Genomic DNA, 17,874 nt, shown 5'->3' on the forward strand with positions numbered 1-17,874 from the left:
TTAAATGGAATAATGAATTGCAGGCAGTACACGTTTTTGTGTAGCCTGAAAGCCTAAAAAATTAATTGAATTACGAAAAACGAATACAAAACAACCAGTTTCGAGATGGAAAAAGCATCTGCAAAAGCAAATTCAACTAAAAATAAAACCAAAAAAGATTAACAGAATCTTGGCGGTTGCCAGATAGAAGAAAGGAAATTATTATCCGAAAATGTATCGTCAAAAGACAATACTTTAGATTTCTGATTTACGGGAAACATAACTTTTATATCAAAAGAAAGAGAAGGTGCATAAACAAAACAAAAACTCAAAATATCGGTATGAACAATGAAAGGCAATTTTTGGTCTTGGTCGTAATCGTCATCGTGTGGATGATTTTCCAAATGGTTATTGTAATGGAGAACTAAAAAATCAACAATAGATATTTCAGGATTTTTTTCTTTATGTTCGACATAATGCTCTACCAATACAGGAAATTTCAACAACTGAGAAAGTTCTGTTGTTGAAATCAGGTAAGCTGATAAAAAAAATATGGCGAACATTTTTTTCATTGATACAAAGATAGATAAAGCTATAATTCATTGCATTATGATCATGTAATTTATATTTATTCAAATTAATGAGTTAAACAACTTCTTTTGTCAAAATAGCTTTTACCAAGAAATATCATTCCTTAAAAAGAATAATTGAAAATAAATTCGATGTTAAAATCGAAAAAAACAAGAAATGTATAAAAAATTATCCCTGCTGTACCAAGTGCTGCAAATCAGGATCATTTTTTATACGTTCCAATTCAGCTTCAATTTCCTGTTTCATCCGGTCTTCACCTTGTACATCTACAAAGGATAAAATATTAGGTATATTTTGATAGGCTTTCGTTTCAGCGGCTACTTTTTCATTATCTACTACAATTTCAGCGTGGAAGATTTTTTGCTCGATACGTTCATCGAAATTATCTGATACAGCCCCCGCAAAAATACCCTGTGTTAATGTAGAGATTTTTGAAGCAGGTATTAAACTATCCAATTGCGTAGATATAGAAGTAGATTTGTCGTTACGGTTGATAGTCAAGCTCTGGCGTTTCTGCAACACCTTACCAAAACGTTCCGAAAGACTTTTTGCCGTTTCTCCAACAACCTGACCACTGAAAATATTACCCACTGTATTTTGGATTACTTTGCTTTCCTTATCGCCATAATCACGGGTTAATTGCGAGAAATCCTGAAAGCCCAAACATACAGCCACCTTATTACTTCTTGCAGTTGCAATCAGGTTATCCAGTCCTCTAAAGTAGATAGTGGGTAACTCATCTATGATGACTGAACTCTTTAATTGACCTTTCTTATTGATAAGTTTTACGATACGTGAATTGTACAATCCCAATGCAGCAGAATAGATATTTTGACGGTCGGGATTATTGCCAACACATAGTATCTTAGGTTCTTTGGGGTTGTTGATGTCTAAGGAAAAATCATCTCCTGTCATAACCCAATAAAGCTGTGGCGAAATCATTCTGGACAAAGGAATTTTAGCAGAGGCAATTTGCCCTTGCAACTGGTCTTGTGCTCCGCCTTGCCAGGCATCCATAAAAGGCGATAAATAATTTTCCAGTTCGGGATAAGATGTTAGAATAGTAAATACGTCCGAATACTTTTTATTCAATAGCTCAATAGCGTGTGGAAATGTACAATGCTTATAAGTTCAATTTACTCTACAATAAACAACTTTTTATAGATCAGTTAAAATCCAATCACCTCGGTAAACGTACCATTGACGAAGGCAGTATGGACGAAAAATCAGGCATGAATTTTTCGGAATATGTGGCTATCCTGTCAGGTAATACCGATCTATTGGATAAAGCAAAATTGGAAAAGCAGATTGCAGGACTGGAAAGTGAAAAACAAGCTTTCAATCGTTCCAAATTTAGTTCGAAGCACAAATTGGAAGAGAATTCCGCTATGCTTACTGGTGCTCAATCTCGTTTGGAACGCATGAAACTTGATTGGCAAAATTTACAGCAACGCATACAAAAATATTCAGACGGTACAATTGCAAATCCAATACAATTGAACGGTTTGTCACCCAATGCGGATGTAAAACAAATTGGAACTAGGCTCAACCAACTTGCGGACAAATCCCGTACCGGAGGTCAATATGAAGAAATTGGTAGTTTATATGGATTTACCTTATTGGTTAAAACCGAAATGTCCGAGAAAGAAGGTGTAGATATGAGAGTAAACCGTTTTTTGGTTCAGGGAGAAGGTAACATCAAGTACACGTACAATAATGGTTTGATTGCTTCTGATCCTAAATTGGCAGGAATGAACTTCCTAAAAGCTTTGGATAAATTGCCCAGCTATATTGAGCAAGAGCAAAAGAAAATTGTCGAACTGAAAAAGGATCTACCCGTTCTTCAAGAAATAGTCAACGGTACATGGACTAAGGAAAGTAGATTAAGCGAATTGAAAACAGAATTGGCTTCTATCGATAGAAAAATACAATGGTCTATTGCTCCTGATAATAAAGAAGAACAAGCTGAAACTTTTAAAACTAATGATGTTCAAGAAAAAACCACAGTACGCTTAAAGGCAATGTGATAATTACCTCTCGTCTTGGTCATCCATTTTTCTAATGAGACCATCCCGCAGGGAATCAAGGAATTTTGTTCGGTTGACTTTTCTATTTCTTAGCTCTAAGTAAGTGTGGTAAAAATCACCTAAATCAATATTGAACTTGTTTTCAAAATACTTGGCTATTAATCTAATATCAGTATTTCCATTATCAAAAATACCCTGATAATGCAACGCATAAATCAGTTCTATCATGGAGGCTTTGCTACCTGTCCAATTCAACTTTAGCGGGTCTGTTAAAATGTCTCTATGGTCTTTATTATTATATAGCTGATCTTCAATATAGACCTGTATCAAATCATTAGCCATTATCTTGGCTATTTTGTAATCGTGAGAAGTCGAAAAAGTTTGATCAGATTCAAAATAATAAGTGTCCAGCCATAACTTTATATCATGTTTTCCCCGTATAAAAAAATTCTCATCAAGGAATGAGTTATTGCTACGGTAATACTTGTAAAAATCAAGATTGTGATCAAAGAACCTTTTTAGTTTTTTCAATTCTTTGTTAAGATATTTCTTTATGGGTTTTGCTCCATAAGGCTTTTTTGTTTCAATTTTATAAATGGCATTATAGTAAATCAGTTTTGAAATAATGGTAGGTTTCTGATATTTGAAAAAATGGATTTCCTCTTCAATATTCTTAAACCCTCTGTTTAAAACATACTCCTTTATTTCAGACAAGCTTTTAAGGATAATATCTATAACGGCTTCTATCCGTTGTATCGAGCAATCGGCTTCAATCTCTAATTCCTTGATTTCCATTTCCAATTTTGACAGTGTTTCATTGTAAAATTTTTCCATTCAATTAGTTTTAAATCTTGATGTTTGGATTACTAATATAAAAGCCTAAATCCGTTATATTTAAGCTTTATCCAGCTCCTTGCTTACAATTTCAGCAATACCCGTATTTGCTGAATGGAAAGATGTTCAAGTAATTTGTCCTATCAAACAAGGCATTTTCTGGCTACTCTTTGGGAATAGCCATATATTCTGGGAATTGAACTGTTTGCTTTATTTGACAAGTTGTTACCATAAGTTGCCGGTCTTTTATGATTTTTTAGTTTTCATTTTGCTAACAGTATTCTTTTTTAACTGATAAGTCAGGTTCATAAAAATGTTGTTTTCGTGCAGTTTGGTTTTACTTGTCAAAGGCAGTCGGGTAAGGTGGATATAACCGATGTCAAATTTCAGATAAGGTAAAACTTTGCATTCAAGATTTAGTCCAATTCTGTCGTGGTCAAAGAAATGGTCGTATGTTGTACCTGCTACATTAAATAGCAATTCATCGTAAATCCCCAATTTTATTTTTTCAGTAAAGTCGTAGCGAAACCCAAAGCGGTTTCTTAGTCGTGTAATATCTGTTTGATTGTCCTGAAACACACGATATTCAATAGCTGTTCTGTCCACCACATAGAATTTTTTGAAAAGTTGGTGTTGTAATTCTACGGCTGCCGAAAAACGGATTTCACTATGGGGTTGTGCGGTTTCGTCTGTTTGCTTTTGTATGATTTTATAATTTGAAAAATAAGCGAATGGTGAAAGTGAAAACTTTACATCTTCGTTGTGCTGATAATGCACCCAATTTCTATATGTAAACATTAAATTTCGGTCAAACATATTTTCGTTTTCAAAGCCATTTTGCCGCCTGTGCTGAAACTCGTTGTCTATTTTAAATTTCTTGCCGACAGGAACACTCAAAGTGCCACGAAACCAAATGTTGTAATGTTCTTGTGCCTGCAAAGTTTGGGTAATAGAAATCCATATCGCTGCTAACAACAATCTTTTAAACCAATTCATAATTACTGTTTAGTGAAGATTGCTGTTTAGTGAGGGAGTTTCTCTCTGAAATATCCGTAAACCCAAGTACCTGCAATGGCACTTAAAAGTGTAACAACAATAACGGTTGCACCTGTTCCGATTTGTGCAAACAACGGACCGGGGCAAGCTCCTGTAATTGCCCAACCCAACCCGAAAATTAAGCCTCCATAGATTTGACCTTTGTTAAATTTCTTCGGATGAAATTCTATCTTTTCGCCATAAATGGTTTTGATGTTGAATTTCTTAATCAGCCAAACGGAAATCATTCCTACCACTACAGCACTTCCTATTATTCCATACATATGAAAGGATTGTAAACGGAACATTTCCTGTATGCGGAACCAACTCACTACTTCGGCTTTTACGAATACAATACCAAATAAAATCCCTACAATCAGGTATTTTAAATCGTGATACCATTTGTGCTCCAAATGGCTTTCGTTTACACATATTGCGTCTAATGACCGTACTTCAAAATCTGTATTTTGCTGCATTTCGTTTTAGTTTAAAGTGAAAGAATAAAAGGTAAAATCAAATTTGCCATAATGAAACCACCAATCATAAAACTTATGGTAGCAATCAATGAGGGCAATTGCAGGTTAGACAATCCCATAATGGCGTGTCCGCTTGTACAACCACCTGCATAACGAGTTCCGAAGCCGACTAAAAATCCACCGACTACCATTAGTAAAGATCCTTTCAGCGTAAACAGCGATTGCCAATTGATGATGTCTTCAGGAACTAAATTGTTGTAATTGGTAATCCCATATCCCGCAAGCTCTGCGGCTAATTTCGGATTGACTTCAATAGGATTGGGATTTGATAAAAGGTTAATGGCTATTGCTCCGCCTAAGAATATGCCGAATACAAAAAACAAATTCCATATTTCTTTTTTCCAATCGTATTTGAAAAACGGAATATTGGCAGGTATACACGAAGCACAAATGTGTCGTAACGATGAACTGATGCCAAACGATTTGTTTCCTAAAATCAATAATGCAGGAACGGTTAAACCGATTAGCGGTCCCGCCACATACCACGCCCAGGGCTGTTTAATAATCTCTATCATTTTTAATTTATTTATTTGAATGCTGCAAAATTGCGATATTACTTTTCCTTGTACAGTTACTTTAGTTACATAGTGAAAAATTACTTTACTAAAATGATTGCTTCCCATTTTACCCCACTTATATCCAATAGCTCCAACCTGTATTTTCCTTTTAAATGCTTGAATAAATCATCCTGAAACTGTAATCTAGCTCTTGCTCCCAAAGGCAATATCAAACTATGTTTTCCCGGTTTTACTTTGGCTACATAATCATTTTTTATTTGTGATGATGATAATTTTGAAAGCTGTGTTTGTGTTTGTTCAAAAACAGTGTTTCCCATTTCGTCAATCAGTTTTATACCAATTAAAAATGAGCCGTAAACATCTGCTCCCTCATCCCTGAATACAGTAAATGATACAGTTTCATTCTGAATAGTAGCATTGCTAATAGTTACGTGCGGACGAACGGAAAGATTGTGCAGTTTGCCATACACGCCTCCGTGAAAATATTGATTGGTAAATAGGGTTAATCCAATGATAAATACAGCCCCGATAAGAACTGTTCTGTTTAAAATATTTTCTTTAATAGGTAATAATCCCGAACCTAAAAATCCGAACCATTTTTTACGTGTAAATGATATGTTTTTACCTATAAAGTATTCATCTAATGCGTATTTTCCACCACCCGTAAGAAAAATAGTAAATCCTGCGGCTACTCCCAAAACACCTATCTGCCACTCGTCCAGACAAGTTGTTCCCAGCCAGCCTGAACCTAACAGAATACCAAAGGCCAAGCCAAAAACGCCAATGCTCATTAATCGGGTAAACAGACCAAGCATAAATAAAAGCCCTACAATTCCCTCTATGATAGTGAATGTAGCCATTGCCCACCAAAGGCTGTCGGGGTTGGAAACTAAATGTTCAATAATAGGCTTGATACCCAAAGCATTGGGCAGAAAATGATTGAATTTTTCGCCAATATATCCCGCTTCATCAGGATTAAGTTTGTTCTCTAATATCAGTCTTCTCCAAAAAGCGGAGAAGTATGTCCAGCCGGCTACCCAACGCAAAGCTGTGGTAAACATTCCGGCAACCGAATATGTTTGATTGTTCATTGTGATTTGAATTGAAATTTGATTAAGAAATTGAAATGCAGAAAACTTCAATAACAGGGTTATTGAAGCATTAAGTAAACTCAATCAAAAATCAAATTAGGTATTGCTCGTGAAGTATATAAATCGGAACAAGTGCAGAAAGGTTGGTTTCCGAAAATGGAAGGCGATTATGCTGTAAAAGATTGTTTTGATAAAAAGCAAAATCGAATGTATAGTACGGCTTTTGTATATCTTTGTTCTGACAGGAAACGGAAACTTTTTGGGTTTTTCCTTTTGTGAAAGTATGACAGACAATAGTTTTATTCGGCTTTTCTGAATGTTCCAAAGAAGCAACAGGAATATTTAACGCTTGTTTGACTTCTCTTTTTACAGAGCAAGGCAGGCACACAAAGACCATCATCAGAATAATGATCGCATTTGTGAAAATATATCTGATACTGCCTTTCATTACATTGCCTTATACTTTTCCAAACTCAAATATAAACATTTCCCTCTACGTAACCGCTTAATGGATTACTTCAATTGCTTTCTTACACTTTCTTCTTCAATATATCCCTCGTTTTCCCAAACAAGCTCATTGTTCTTATACAATTTCAAAACGGGCAGGGCGGTTATATTCAATTTTTTGCATAACTCCGCATTTTGATCTGCATCAATGCGAACAAGCGTAACCTTATTAGCCATTTCAACGGCTATTTTCTCCAGATAAGGTTTCATTTTTTTACAGGGGGCACACCAGTCTGCATAGAAATCAACCAATACCAATTTATCAGATTTCAACAGGGCTTGATACTGTGCTAAGCTCATTCCTTTTTCCGCTATATTTATCTTTGTTTCGGGCAGGTTGTTTACCCGCCATTCCATCATTCCACCCGGCATTTCTATTACGTCCTCAAAGCCTGTTTTACGCATTTTGTCTGCCGCACTGTTGCTTCTTCCTCCACTTAGGCAGTACACAAAGATGGTTTTATTTTTATCAAGGGTAGCCAATTGCTTTTCAAATTCACTGCCGTTCCAATTTAAGTTTAACGCATTTTGTATATGCCCTTTTTGAAACTCTTCAGGTGTCCTTACGTCCACAATAACAGCATCCTCCGTTGCTTTTATTTTCTCCAAAAATTCAGTTGCCGAAAGTTTAGGTTGTTTCGTTTGTCCGTTACTACAACTATTCAATATTATTGCGATGAATAGTATAAAAATGCTTTTGTTCATTTACTTATTTTCGTTGATTAAACATTCTAATTCATTTGCCGGAAAAACACCCGATTGTCGCCAAAGCGGTTTACCATTTTTAAATAAAATAAGCGTTGGAACGCCCCGAACCTGATAAGTTGCTGCTGCTTGCGGATTTTTGTCCACATCAATTTTTACGATGCTTGCCGTATCGCCTTTACGGTTTTTTACATCTTCCAAAATGGGCGACATCATTTTGCAAGGTCCGCACCATTCGGCAAAAAAATCTACCAATACAGGTTTGTCCTGATTGATGAGTTCCTGAAATGTCATACTGCTTTGTTTTTATTGTTTTTAAATATCGAAAAGAGAAGCCCGCCCATTACTGCTCCGTAAATAGTGCTGTTGTATGGATTGGACGTAATGGCACAACTCCCCGAATTGCAACCAACAAATTTCCAATAGAAATAACCTGCTGTTGCTCCTATAATCACACCAATTATGGTAAGCAAATGTTTTTTAGCGAACTTCTTCATAGGTTATATCTTCTACTTTCTTATTGCTTTTTGATATAGGCGTATTGCAACCCGAAGTACCACAACAACCGATATTCATCAACGGCATTAATGAGAACAAACCACCCAATCCGATAAGCAACCATTCTTTTGCCATAATGCCCTGTACAATAATGAAAATACCTAATACCAATCGCAGCACACGCATAAAATTCCAATTTCTTAGATAGTTTTTCATAATCAATTCATTTTTCCAATGGCACAGCTCACATACGATTTTGCTTTTTTCAACAGGTCGTTATTTCCTTTTTCGGGATAGCCCATTTTTGAAAGTGCCTGTATCAAGATTGTTTTTTCTACCGTACCGTCAATGGTTACGGTTTCGGTGTCTTTGTCAATGCTTACATTTTCAACACCCTTTATTTTCAGCAAAGCGGTTTTGATGCTGTTCATACAGCCACCGCATTTGATGTTTTCTACTGCTATATTGTGTGTCATTGTTTTTTCTTTTTAAAAGTGTTTATACCGAAAGGCAAATACAACGGGCAAAAGCTGATGAATGAGGTTAGTACAAACACTACTGCCAAAATACCCAACACGATTGCTAATATTCCTGAAATGGCATTTGTGAAATACAAAACACCAATTACAACCGCTATGAGTATGCGAATTGCTTTGTCTGCTGTTCCCATATTCTTTTTCATCTGTTCTATTTTTTTATCAGGTTAATAAACACTTCCGATTTGGCTCTTGGCGGAATACTGTTGTAACATTCGTCCATTGTTTTAATAGTAAAATGCGGTTCAAAAATGGGCTTGTATTCGCAAGGGCAACCGCCAAACGGTGGAAACGGTTGATTAAATTGTTTGTCAAACAAAACCCCGATTATTTTACCGTTTTCGTTGAGTAATGAAGCCGTTTTTTCTGCGTACTCTTTTCTGCGAAAAGGCGGAATGGCACAAAAAAATGTTTGCTCAATAATCAAATCGTAATTGCCTTTGTGCTGAAAAAAATCTTCGCATAAAACCTTTACTTGTGGCTTATCGGCAAACTTTTCTTTCAATGTTTCCACGGCTTTCGGTGCAATGTCAATCAATGTGATGTTTGTAAAACCGTTTGCAAGCAAGTATTCCGCTTCATAAGCATTGCCACAACCCGGAATGAGAATATTTGCATTTTTATTCGGGTATTGGGTCATAAACTCGGTAATGGCAGGCGAAGCCTGTCCCATATCCCAACCTGTTTCATCTTTCTGCCAACGCTCGTTCCAATAGTTTTGGTCAAGCGGGTTTTCGCACTGCGTTACGCAACATTGTATGTCTTTTTCTTCTTTACTCATTTGCTGCCTGATTTACGTTTTGCCACGTTCCGCCATTGATTACATTTTGAAAACCGTTGTTTTCCAAAATGCTTTTTGCCTGACTGCTGCGGTTTCCACTTCTGCAAAAAACAACGATGCTTTTCTTGTTTTTGAATTTGGATAATTGACTTGGTACTTTATCCAACGGAATGTTTACCGCTCCTTTCATACTACCTGCCGAAAACTCGGCAGGTGTGCGAACATCTACTAAAAAAGCTCCGTCTTTTATAACTTCTGTTAATTGGCTGTTGTCTGTTTTGCCAAACAATGCTGAAAAAAATCCCATAGTTATTTATTTTAAGCGTCAATACAAGATGCTTCTTTGCAGGTAATTGTTTTACCCTCGGATGCCTGCCATTCTTTCATACCACCTGAAAAATTCTTCACGTTTTTGAAGCCATATTTTTTGAGTAAAGAATAAGCAACTGCCGAACGGTCACCTGCCTGACAATGAATGATTACTTGTTTGTCTTTGCTGATTTTATCCAGATTATCGGGAATGGTTCCCACAAAAACATTGTCTGCACCCTCTACGTGTCCTGCCTCATATTCGGTTACGCCACGTACATCTACAATCTGAACATCTTCATTGTTGATGTATGTTTTAAACTCGTCAATGGAAATAACATCTGCCATTTGCAGCTCCATACCCAAATCGTTCACATCAGAAATATAACCGTAAATATTATCTAGACCGATACGCATCAGTTTTCGGGTCAGGTCTTCTATTTGGTTATCATCACAAACCAATATAAACTGTTCCTGATAATTGAGTAGCCAACCTGCCCACGTTGAAAAAGAATTATTGCCTTGAATATTCAAACTGCAGGGAATAAACCCGTTGGCAAAATCTGCTTTATTCCTCGCATCTATGACTTTCAAGCCATTGGCATAAGCATTTAAAAATTGCTCTGCTGATAATTTCGGATGCTTAGGTACTTCTACTAATAGCGGACGATTGACCTTGTTAAGATGTTTCATCATAGCAAAATATTTAGGCGGTTCAGGTTGGTCTGCTAAAAGATAATCTGTAAACCCTTGTTCATCTTCTCCATATTGGAATGCCCAATTACGGATTTTTTCATAACCCACCGTAGAGCTATGCACTGCTCCCAAAGCCTTTCCGCAAGCGGAACCTGCTCCGTGTGCCGACCATACCTGAACGTATTCGGGCAATGCAGAAAACTTTCTCAACGACAGGAACATTTGCTTAGCTCCCGCTTCTTTCGTACCGATAAGCCCTGCGGCTTTTTCCAATAAGTCGGGACGACCAATATCGCCAACAAATACGAAATCTCCAGTAAATACCATTACGGGCTTGTCCGTTGCCGGGTGGTCAGTCAGTACAAAACTGATGCTTTCAGGCGTATGCCCGGGAGTGTGCATTACTTTCAAAGAGAGATTGCCGACTTTGATTACATCGCCATCTTTCAGTCCTTTGTGAGAAAACTGATATTGCCAGTCTTCGCCTCCCTCATCCGAAAGATGCATCGTTGCTCCTGTAACGGCAGCAAGTTCTCTTGAACCGCAAAGAAAGTCAGCGTGAATGTGGGTTTCGGTAAGGTGTGTAATACGGAGATTGTTTTGCTTTGCAATTTCCAGATACACATCAATATCTCTTTGGGGATCTATTACGATGGCTTCGCCCGTAGCCTGACAGCCGATTAGGTAACTGCCCTGTGCTAAACTCTTGTCATAAACGTGTTGAAAAAACATAGTTTCTATTTTTAATTGTTAATTATTCTTTTGATACTGCAAATTTCCGATGTTTGTTTTTCCTGTACAGCTACTTTTGTTACATTAGCTGATAGCTGAGGTCAATAGTATTTCCGTTTTCATTGAATTGGTTACCAGGCAGCCTGCTTTTGCTTTTTCAACAATGCGTTGAGTTTTTTCAATATCTTTTTCGGCATTGCTTAATTTTATAACAGGAAACATTTCTGCCTGCGTTATCAGATATTTCCCGTCTATCATTTCTAATTTTGCAATAGTCTTACAACTAAAATCTTCTATTTCTATCTTAAAATTGTAGGCAATTGCCAGAAATGTTGCCATATAACAGCTGTTGATAGCTGCAACAAATAAGTGTTCCGGCGACCAAATATTGGGTACTCCGTTAGGAAATTCGGGTGGTGTGGCACATTCGATGCTTTTTTCTAAAACAGGCGATGACAATTCCCCAATTCTTTCCTGTTTCCATTGTACGTTTACTTCGTAAAAATGTGTTTTCGACATAATATTTAATTTTAAATTATTGAATTATAGTTTCTTTGATGATAATGTAAATACCCATTACCAACACAAACCAACCAAAAGCGGGTTTGAGTTTTGTTCCGTTAATTCTTTTGGAAAGTGCCATACCGATAAAAATTCCGACAATGGCAAAGGCTATTACTTTTGAAAGGAAAATCCAATCAATAACGGTTTCATCACTTTCGCCAAAAAATCCAATCAATGATTTTGCTGCAATAATGACTAACGAAGTTCCTACGGCTTCTTTCATCGGCAGCTTACTTAATACTACCAATGCAGGAATAATTAAAAAACCTCCGCCTGCACCTACCAGACCTGTGAGCATACCTACCACTATACCCTCGATAAGAATTAATGGATAATTGAATTGTTGTTTTTGTGGTGTTGCTTCGGTTGTTGGTTTGTCCTTTTTAATCATACTGTATGAGGCGAAAATCATCAGCACCGCAAAAAACAACATCAGCAAAATACTTTTGGTAACGGTAAAATTTCCAATACTGAAAATTTCCTGCGGAATGGCAGGAACGATATATGCTCTTGTGAGAAAAACAGAAATGATTGACGGAATACCGAAAACGACTGCCGTTTTGATATTAACCAATCCCTTTTTGAAATAGGAAAAAGAGCCGACTACGCTTGTTGTGCCGACAATAAAAAGGGAATAAGCGGTTGCTAAAACCGCATCTATACTGAACAGATAAACTAAAACAGGAACGGTAAGAATACTGCCACCGCCACCGATTAGTCCTAATGCTATACCTATAAAAATTGAAGCTATATAACCTGCTATATCCATTGTTTTTAAGATTGATACAGCAAAGGTGCACCAACTCAAAAACCTATACAGCTACTTTAGTTACATAAGGAATATTTTGTTTCTACCGAGCTGAACAACTCCGTTTTCTTCCAATTGTTTTAATAATCGTGAAACGACTACTCTTGCAGTTCCTAACTCGTTGGCTAATTGTTCGTGGGTTATCTGAATGGTTTTAGATTGTGTTAATTCAGATTTCTTTTTAAGCAGATTCAATAACCGTTCATCTACCTTTTTAAAGGCAATGGCATTGACAATTTCTAATAATTCTTCAAAACGCTTGTGATATAAACGGAAAATATAATCCAACCACTGCGGATATTCTTTAATGAATAATGAAACCTTATCCATAGACAGGAACAGAATTTCTGCATCTTCTTCCACTTCTGCTTTTACCTTACTTGTTTCGTTGTGCAGACCACCCAAAAAAGACATTATACAACTTTCCCCTGCTTTGATATAATACAACAAAATTTCTCTGCCGTCTTCTTCTGTTCGGATAACTCTCATCACTCCTTTGATAACAATCGGAATAGAACGGATATGAGCGTTTTCATTTAGAATAACGCTTCCTGCTTCGTAGGTTTTCTTTATGCTATGTTTATATAGTTTCTCTACCAATTCAGGCGAGGACTTAAATTCTGTTATTTGTCGTAAATCTTCCATTATGTAAAGTTACGATTTTTGGTTAGTGGTCTGTCTGTAATATTGTGAATAAAACTATGCTTTAATTGATTATTGTCTATATTACCCATGTTGCACCAAATGCTGTAAATCAGGATCATTCTTTATCCGTTCCAATTCTACTTCAATAATCATGGCAATATCTTGTTTGATCTGTTTATAATTGGTCTCGATTTCTTGTTTCATTTGGTCATTTCCCTGCTCATCAACAAAGGATAAAATCTCTGGTATCCTTTGATAAGCTTTAGTTTCAGTTGCTACTTTTTCATTGTCCACGACAATTTCTGCGTGAAATATTTTCTGGTCGATACGTTCATCGAAGTTATCCGAAACAGCACCTACAAACATACCTTGGGTTAATGTTGAGATTTTAGAAGCCGGAATTAAACTATCTAATTGTGTCGATATTGAAGTTGAGGTGTCATTCCTGTTGATTGATAAACTTTGACGTTTCTGCAAAACTTTTCCGAAACGTTCAGATAAACTTTTTGCCGTTTCGCCTACAACCTGTCCACTGAAAATATTACCGACTGTATTTTGTATAACCTTACTTTCTTTATCACCATAATCACGGGTTAACTGCGAAAAATCTTGAAAACCCAAACAAACTGCCACCTTATTACTTCTTGCCGTTGCGATAAGATTATCAAGTCCTCTAAAGTAAATTGTCGGCAACTCATCTATAATAACCGAACTCTTTAATTGACCTTTCTTATTGATGAGTTTTACAATCCGTGAATTGTACAAACCCAATGCTGCCGAATAAATATTTTGCCTGTCGGGGTTATTACCAACGCACAAAATTTTAGGCTCATTAGGATTGTTGATGTCCAGTGAAAAATCATCGCCTGTCATTACCCAATAAAGTTGTGGGCTTATCATTCTTGACAAAGGAATTTTTGCTGATGCAATCTGCCCCTGTAATTGGTCTTGTGCGCCACTTTGCCACGCATCCATAAACGGCGAAAGATAATTTTCCAAATCAGGATATGAAGTAAGGATAGTGAATACATCCGAATACTTCTTGTTCAGTAATTCAATGGCGTGTGGAAAGGTGCAGTATTTCCCATTATCATAGATTTTGAGATACCAGATAATTGCTGCCAACAAAATAATTGGGCTTTCCACAAAGAAATCGCCCTGCTTTTGTATCCAGCTTCGGTTGAGGTTCAGCATTATGGTATATGCTGCTTCGTAAGCGTCAGAGATGTCCGTCATAAAATCTGGATTGAGTGGATTACATCGGTGGCTCTTTCTCGGGTCGTCAAAGTTGATAACGTAGAACTTTGGTTTTACTTCGTACTTATCCTGATGTTTCAAAAGATGGTTGTAAGCAATCGCAGAAAGGTCATCAAACTTAAAATCGTAGATGTACATCGAAAAACCCTTTTCGATTTGTTGCTTGATGTAATTGTTTACAATGGCATAGGATTTTCCGGAACCTGGCGTTCCTAAAACAATGGTTGCCCGAAAAGGATTGACGATGTTTATCCAGCCGTTATTCCATTTGTTTTTGTAATAAAATTTTGTGGGAAGATTGACAGAATATTCATTTGCCATCAATTTGGTTTCTTGCATAAAACTTTCGTTCTCGTTATTGAAAACATCGTCCATCAGGTTGGTACGAAGCAAACGGCTCATCCAAACACCCGCTACCATTAAGGAAATATAGCCTAAACCTGTGGTAAGGATGTAAAGAAATGTAGCGGTATTTAGTGCAAATTTTAGCAAAAACGTGTTCAGAAAAAACAGAAAAAACCCAATTCCCAAAGCCACATAAATTTTAGACCACGTTATTTTTTCGTTTTTAACGCCTTTAGTTCCCAAACAACTCAAAGCAAGCAATACTGTGGCAAATACTTTGGTGTAAAGCGTATGAGAAAATAAACCTGCCGTTCGTTGGAAATTGCCTAATATTTTGTTGATGAGTTCCAGTGTCCAGCCACGTTCCAAAAAGAAACCATAACAAAACCAATAAAGGTGCATCAGTACCAAAAGAATACTGACTGCCCGCATAAAAGCCATAATCTTGGCAAGTCCTCTTAAATCATCTTCTCCCTGCATTATTTTAATTTTAATGTTCGGGCGTGAATTTAAAGACTGTAAAGGCTGGCTATAAAAATGTGGTAGTATTTGGCGGTGTGTGGCAGTGTTTGGCTGATTTCTATTTTTGACCTCTTTGTCGGTTTCTTTTCTTCTTCATCTTATTAGCAAAATCCTGTTCCTCATAATCTTCGCCCTGTGCTTCGGGTAACAATCCGCCTAATGCTTCAATCAAACCATCTTCGTGTTTTTCATTAGTATTCAGGAAGTCGAATAAATGATGAGGTTTTTCCGCAGGTAAATCTTCTATGTTGTTTGATTGAGATAATTTAGTTTGTGGCTCATCAGTTTCCTTGATTTCGGGTTTGATGTTACTGTTCCAATAATCATTAAAGGTATTGGCAGAAAGTTCTTTTGCTAAACGGGAACCATTCCAGACCGTTTTGGAATTATGGTCTATAAAAGTAATTCCATAAATACGCTTTGTATCATTTCTTCTTATCACTACATTAATACCTTGGTCTGCCAACTGCTTTTTAAAGTTCAGTTCATCAGATGTAGATTGCAGAGCAATATTGACAGCTGATTTTAAAGTCTGTTTAGTTGGGTGGTCTTTTAATGTGGTTTTACTTTTCTCAAATTGCAATTCCAGAGCCAGAAGTCCTGCGTTCTTTCCGAATAAGGAAGCCTTGAAAGGATGCCCAGCTCTTTCGCCTTCTTTATTTAACGGAATATACAATAAACCCTGCTGAGATTTCCCCTGCAATTCGCCCTCAACTTTTTCAGTAGTAATATTGAATAAAGAAAGCAATGCGTTGTATTCGCCCAATGTCTGGTATTGGTAATAGTTCGGTAAATGCCGAACTACCGAAGCTATCTGACTTTTTACATCACCTTTCTGGTAATTCACAGGGCTAAAAATCTTATCGTTCTGCTTGTGTTCCTTATCTGTTGCAGATACCAATCCGTGTTGCCTTTCGAGTTCTCGGCACACATTCATAGACCGCATTTTCTCAAATTTATCTGAAATCTTTTTGCCTTCTTCATTCACACAAACCGAAACAATATGTATGTGCGTTCTGTCGATATCAGTATGCTTGAACACGACAAAAGGCTGTTCGCCATAACCCATTTCACGCATATACTGCTCTGCCAACTCCCTAAATTTTTCATCACTAACATTATCTTTCGGGTCGGGATTGAGCGAAATATGCAACGTATGTTTTTCGGTATTTCGATTTGCAATAAGATAAGGCGTAAAAGATTGGCTCAATTGTGCTACAGAATAATGCCCGCTTGGTGTTTCAATTATCTTATTGGCAAACAGAATTTGTCCGTTTTCGTTTTCCACTTTAGGATTATTGTATGCCAAAGCACCATATAAGTTACTGCTTCTTCCAATTTTTGCTATCATTTTTAGACCTGTTTTTTCAGATGTTTTGCTTCAAATTCTTCGATTAGCTGAATGATTTTTTGGCATAACAATACCATTTCAATCGTCTGTTTTTCCAATTTATAGAGGTAGGCAGATCCTTTTTTCTCTGAAAAATTCTTGTACAATAGTTTTACAACTTGGTTATAATTTACACCTACCGAGCGAAATTGACTGTGAAACGAGGTCAATCGCATATAGAAATCAACTGTTCCTTTATCAATTTGAATGGTCTTTATCGTTTTTTCAAAGATGCAAGAGGTTATAAAATGTGCCTTTACCAGCATTCCCGATTGGTCAAAGAGCGAAAGAAATCGGCTGTGCTCTTCTTCATTAAAGGAAATTGTATATCTAATCTTCGCCGGGTCTTCTTTAGGTCGGCGTCCGGTCTTTTTTAATTGTTTTCTGTTGTTTTCGTTCATCACAAATCCATTTATAATTTACACAAAACCCTGACTTCGGAAGGTGTTTTTCGGCCCCCGGCAGGGCAAGTTGTTTTGAGCATCCGAAATCGTTTCGAGATGCTCAAAACACAACTTGCCGTGTTCTGATGAACACAAAAATCCGCCCTTCGGGACGGATTAAACGTAGCAGGGAAAAACGGCTTGAAGCCGTTCCAGTTACCCTCCATTTTGTCAAAAGACTTTTGCATAAATCCGTTAATAAAAATCATTGTACAAAGTAAATACCTGTTGATAAGAGTATTGCAATGTGATACTAGGACAAACTCTGCCTTTGGAAGCCAAACACTGCCACACATCAATAACGAGCCAATTCAATCGCTTTATTTGCCGTATAGTTTTAGTGCAGGTAATAAAAAATGTATTAGGGGTAAAAAATAAATTGGGTTTTAGTACAGATATTTTGGAATAAAAGCATAAGGTTTTAAAAGCATAAAACTTTAAAAATGTAAAAGCATAAAAGCGGTAAAGCAATTTACTAGTTGCAAGGTTTACCAGTTGCTAAAAATGATTACCCACCAAGAGGTA

At 36.8% G+C, this 17,874-nt stretch carries 22 protein-coding genes and 2 pseudogenes; 1 reads left to right on the plus strand and 23 read right to left on the minus strand.

The window, feature by feature from the left end; all coding sequences use genetic code 11:
* Positions 1–158 precede the first annotated feature (158 nt).
* Together ACHRVL_RS09235 and ACHRVL_RS09240 are read right to left on the minus strand one after the other, a co-directional pair.
* Positions 159–551, minus strand: coding sequence for a hypothetical protein (locus tag ACHRVL_RS09235; protein ID WP_395412064.1), 393 nt, complete (start codon positions 549–551; stop codon positions 159–161).
* Between the two features lie 187 nt (positions 552–738).
* Positions 739–1,695 (minus strand): annotated as a pseudogene (locus ACHRVL_RS09240) (TraM recognition domain-containing protein); the annotation flags it as partial.
* Here ACHRVL_RS09240 and ACHRVL_RS09245 point away from each other — a divergent pair.
* A pseudogene (locus tag ACHRVL_RS09245) lies at positions 1,689–2,597 on the plus strand (DNA methylase); the annotation flags it as partial. The pseudogenes ACHRVL_RS09240 and ACHRVL_RS09245 sit on opposite strands and share 7 nt — an antisense overlap.
* A gap of 3 nt (positions 2,598–2,600) precedes the next feature.
* On the opposite strand, the gene ACHRVL_RS09250 reads toward ACHRVL_RS09245, so the two are convergent.
* The 21 genes from ACHRVL_RS09250 to mobA form a co-directional block, all read right to left on the minus strand.
* Positions 2,601–3,431 (minus strand): RteC domain-containing protein, encoded by an 831-nt coding sequence (locus ACHRVL_RS09250; RefSeq protein ID WP_395412066.1) that lies wholly within the window; start codon positions 3,429–3,431, stop codon positions 2,601–2,603.
* Between the two features lie 246 nt (positions 3,432–3,677).
* Positions 3,678–4,427 carry a DUF2490 domain-containing protein gene (locus ACHRVL_RS09255; protein ID WP_395412069.1) on the minus strand — a complete coding sequence of 250 codons (750 nt, stop codon included), beginning with the start codon at positions 4,425–4,427 and terminating at the stop codon, positions 3,678–3,680.
* Between the two features lie 26 nt (positions 4,428–4,453).
* Positions 4,454–4,942: a DUF6691 family protein gene (locus tag ACHRVL_RS09260; protein WP_395412070.1), complete on the minus strand. Its 489-nt coding sequence runs from the start codon at positions 4,940–4,942 to the stop codon at positions 4,454–4,456.
* Positions 4,943–4,953: 11 nt separating this feature from the next.
* Complete coding sequence (locus tag ACHRVL_RS09265) at positions 4,954–5,517, minus strand: YeeE/YedE family protein (protein ID WP_395412072.1); 564 nt, start codon at positions 5,515–5,517, stop codon at positions 4,954–4,956.
* Positions 5,518–5,597: 80 nt separating this feature from the next.
* Positions 5,598–6,611: a TQO small subunit DoxD gene (locus tag ACHRVL_RS09270; protein WP_395412075.1), complete on the minus strand. Its 1,014-nt coding sequence runs from the start codon at positions 6,609–6,611 to the stop codon at positions 5,598–5,600.
* Positions 6,612–6,702: 91 nt separating this feature from the next.
* Positions 6,703–7,059: a hypothetical protein gene (locus ACHRVL_RS09275; protein ID WP_395412078.1), complete on the minus strand. Its 357-nt coding sequence runs from the start codon at positions 7,057–7,059 to the stop codon at positions 6,703–6,705.
* 65 nt (positions 7,060–7,124) lie between these two features.
* On the minus strand, positions 7,125–7,823 hold the full coding sequence (locus tag ACHRVL_RS09280; protein ID WP_395412081.1) for a thioredoxin domain-containing protein: 699 nt from the start codon (positions 7,821–7,823) through the stop codon (positions 7,125–7,127).
* Complete coding sequence (gene trxA, locus ACHRVL_RS09285) at positions 7,824–8,117, minus strand: thioredoxin (RefSeq protein ID WP_395412083.1); 294 nt, start codon at positions 8,115–8,117, stop codon at positions 7,824–7,826.
* Positions 8,114–8,320, minus strand: coding sequence for a DUF6132 family protein (locus ACHRVL_RS09290; RefSeq protein ID WP_395412086.1), 207 nt, complete (start codon positions 8,318–8,320; stop codon positions 8,114–8,116). The genes trxA and ACHRVL_RS09290 overlap by 4 nt, the downstream gene beginning before the upstream one ends.
* The gene (locus ACHRVL_RS09295) at positions 8,304–8,537 is read right to left on the minus strand and encodes a hypothetical protein (protein ID WP_395412088.1); all 234 of its coding nucleotides are present in this window, start codon (positions 8,535–8,537) and stop codon (positions 8,304–8,306) included. The genes ACHRVL_RS09290 and ACHRVL_RS09295 overlap by 17 nt, the downstream gene beginning before the upstream one ends.
* Positions 8,538–8,539: 2 nt before the next feature.
* Positions 8,540–8,797, minus strand: a complete 258-nt coding sequence (locus ACHRVL_RS09300; RefSeq protein ID WP_395412090.1) for a heavy-metal-associated domain-containing protein — start codon at positions 8,795–8,797, stop codon at positions 8,540–8,542.
* A complete protein-coding gene (locus ACHRVL_RS09305; RefSeq protein ID WP_395412092.1) occupies positions 8,794–9,003 on the minus strand; it encodes a DUF2892 domain-containing protein in 210 nt (69 codons plus the stop codon). The genes ACHRVL_RS09300 and ACHRVL_RS09305 overlap by 4 nt, the downstream gene beginning before the upstream one ends.
* A 5-nt stretch (positions 9,004–9,008) precedes the next feature.
* A complete protein-coding gene (locus tag ACHRVL_RS09310; protein ID WP_395412093.1) occupies positions 9,009–9,638 on the minus strand; it encodes a methyltransferase in 630 nt (209 codons plus the stop codon).
* Entirely contained in the window at positions 9,631–9,945 is a 315-nt protein-coding gene (locus tag ACHRVL_RS09315; protein ID WP_395412094.1) for a rhodanese-like domain-containing protein, read from the minus strand. Before ACHRVL_RS09315 ends, ACHRVL_RS09310 begins: the two co-directional genes overlap by 8 nt.
* 11 nt (positions 9,946–9,956) lie before the next feature.
* Entirely contained in the window at positions 9,957–11,375 is a 1,419-nt protein-coding gene (locus ACHRVL_RS09320) for a rhodanese-like domain-containing protein (RefSeq protein ID WP_395412096.1), read from the minus strand.
* 84 nt (positions 11,376–11,459) lie between these two features.
* Entirely contained in the window at positions 11,460–11,894 is a 435-nt protein-coding gene (locus ACHRVL_RS09325) for an OsmC family protein (protein WP_395412098.1), read from the minus strand.
* 16 nt (positions 11,895–11,910) lie between these two features.
* Entirely contained in the window at positions 11,911–12,708 is a 798-nt protein-coding gene (locus ACHRVL_RS09330; RefSeq protein ID WP_395412100.1) for a sulfite exporter TauE/SafE family protein, read from the minus strand.
* Positions 12,709–12,768: 60 nt separating this feature from the next.
* Positions 12,769–13,392 (minus strand): Crp/Fnr family transcriptional regulator, encoded by a 624-nt coding sequence (locus tag ACHRVL_RS09335; RefSeq protein WP_395412101.1) that lies wholly within the window; start codon positions 13,390–13,392, stop codon positions 12,769–12,771.
* 81 nt (positions 13,393–13,473) lie between these two features.
* On the minus strand, positions 13,474–15,474 hold the full coding sequence (gene mobC, locus ACHRVL_RS09340; protein ID WP_395412103.1) for a conjugal transfer protein MobC: 2,001 nt from the start codon (positions 15,472–15,474) through the stop codon (positions 13,474–13,476).
* Positions 15,475–15,574: 100 nt separating this feature from the next.
* A complete protein-coding gene (gene mobB, locus ACHRVL_RS09345; RefSeq protein WP_395412105.1) occupies positions 15,575–16,867 on the minus strand; it encodes a conjugal transfer protein MobB in 1,293 nt (430 codons plus the stop codon).
* A 2-nt stretch (positions 16,868–16,869) separates the two neighbouring features.
* The gene (mobA, locus tag ACHRVL_RS09350; RefSeq protein WP_395412106.1) at positions 16,870–17,307 is read right to left on the minus strand and encodes a conjugal transfer protein MobA; all 438 of its coding nucleotides are present in this window, start codon (positions 17,305–17,307) and stop codon (positions 16,870–16,872) included.
* Positions 17,308–17,874: the final 567 nt, after the last annotated feature.

The organism is Flavobacterium sp. FlaQc-28 (assembly GCF_044007415.1).
Lineage (GTDB): Bacteria > Bacteroidota > Bacteroidia > Flavobacteriales > Flavobacteriaceae > Flavobacterium.

Bases quoted from the DNA above. Each gene is read 5' to 3' on its own strand.
- ACHRVL_RS09295 (WP_395412088.1), bottom strand. From the start codon at position 8,537: ATGAAAAACTATCTAAGAAATTGGAATTTTATGCGTGTGCTGCGATTG.
- ACHRVL_RS09310 (WP_395412093.1), bottom strand. From the start codon at position 9,638: ATGAGTAAAGAAGAAAAAGACATACAATGTTGCGTAACGCAGTGCGAA.
- ACHRVL_RS09265 (WP_395412072.1), bottom strand. From the start codon at position 5,517: ATGATAGAGATTATTAAACAGCCCTGGGCGTGGTATGTGGCGGGACCG.
- ACHRVL_RS09280 (WP_395412081.1), bottom strand. From the start codon at position 7,823: ATGAACAAAAGCATTTTTATACTATTCATCGCAATAATATTGAATAGT.
- ACHRVL_RS09275 (WP_395412078.1), bottom strand. From the start codon at position 7,059: ATGAAAGGCAGTATCAGATATATTTTCACAAATGCGATCATTATTCTG.
- ACHRVL_RS09235 (WP_395412064.1), bottom strand. From the start codon at position 551: ATGAAAAAAATGTTCGCCATATTTTTTTTATCAGCTTACCTGATTTCA.
- ACHRVL_RS09320 (WP_395412096.1), bottom strand. From the start codon at position 11,375: ATGTTTTTTCAACACGTTTATGACAAGAGTTTAGCACAGGGCAGTTAC.
- ACHRVL_RS09260 (WP_395412070.1), bottom strand. From the start codon at position 4,942: ATGCAGCAAAATACAGATTTTGAAGTACGGTCATTAGACGCAATATGT.
- ACHRVL_RS09325 (WP_395412098.1), bottom strand. From the start codon at position 11,894: ATGTCGAAAACACATTTTTACGAAGTAAACGTACAATGGAAACAGGAA.
- ACHRVL_RS09290 (WP_395412086.1), bottom strand. From the start codon at position 8,320: ATGAAGAAGTTCGCTAAAAAACATTTGCTTACCATAATTGGTGTGATT.
- ACHRVL_RS09300 (WP_395412090.1), bottom strand. From the start codon at position 8,797: ATGACACACAATATAGCAGTAGAAAACATCAAATGCGGTGGCTGTATG.
- trxA (WP_395412083.1), bottom strand. From the start codon at position 8,117: ATGACATTTCAGGAACTCATCAATCAGGACAAACCTGTATTGGTAGAT.
- mobC (WP_395412103.1), bottom strand. From the start codon at position 15,474: ATGCAGGGAGAAGATGATTTAAGAGGACTTGCCAAGATTATGGCTTTT.
- ACHRVL_RS09250 (WP_395412066.1), bottom strand. From the start codon at position 3,431: ATGGAAAAATTTTACAATGAAACACTGTCAAAATTGGAAATGGAAATC.
- mobB (WP_395412105.1), bottom strand. From the start codon at position 16,867: ATGATAGCAAAAATTGGAAGAAGCAGTAACTTATATGGTGCTTTGGCA.
- ACHRVL_RS09255 (WP_395412069.1), bottom strand. From the start codon at position 4,427: ATGAATTGGTTTAAAAGATTGTTGTTAGCAGCGATATGGATTTCTATT.
- ACHRVL_RS09335 (WP_395412101.1), bottom strand. From the start codon at position 13,392: ATGGAAGATTTACGACAAATAACAGAATTTAAGTCCTCGCCTGAATTG.
- ACHRVL_RS09305 (WP_395412092.1), bottom strand. From the start codon at position 9,003: ATGAAAAAGAATATGGGAACAGCAGACAAAGCAATTCGCATACTCATA.
- ACHRVL_RS09270 (WP_395412075.1), bottom strand. From the start codon at position 6,611: ATGAACAATCAAACATATTCGGTTGCCGGAATGTTTACCACAGCTTTG.
- mobA (WP_395412106.1), bottom strand. From the start codon at position 17,307: ATGAACGAAAACAACAGAAAACAATTAAAAAAGACCGGACGCCGACCT.
- ACHRVL_RS09330 (WP_395412100.1), bottom strand. From the start codon at position 12,708: ATGGATATAGCAGGTTATATAGCTTCAATTTTTATAGGTATAGCATTA.
- ACHRVL_RS09315 (WP_395412094.1), bottom strand. From the start codon at position 9,945: ATGGGATTTTTTTCAGCATTGTTTGGCAAAACAGACAACAGCCAATTA.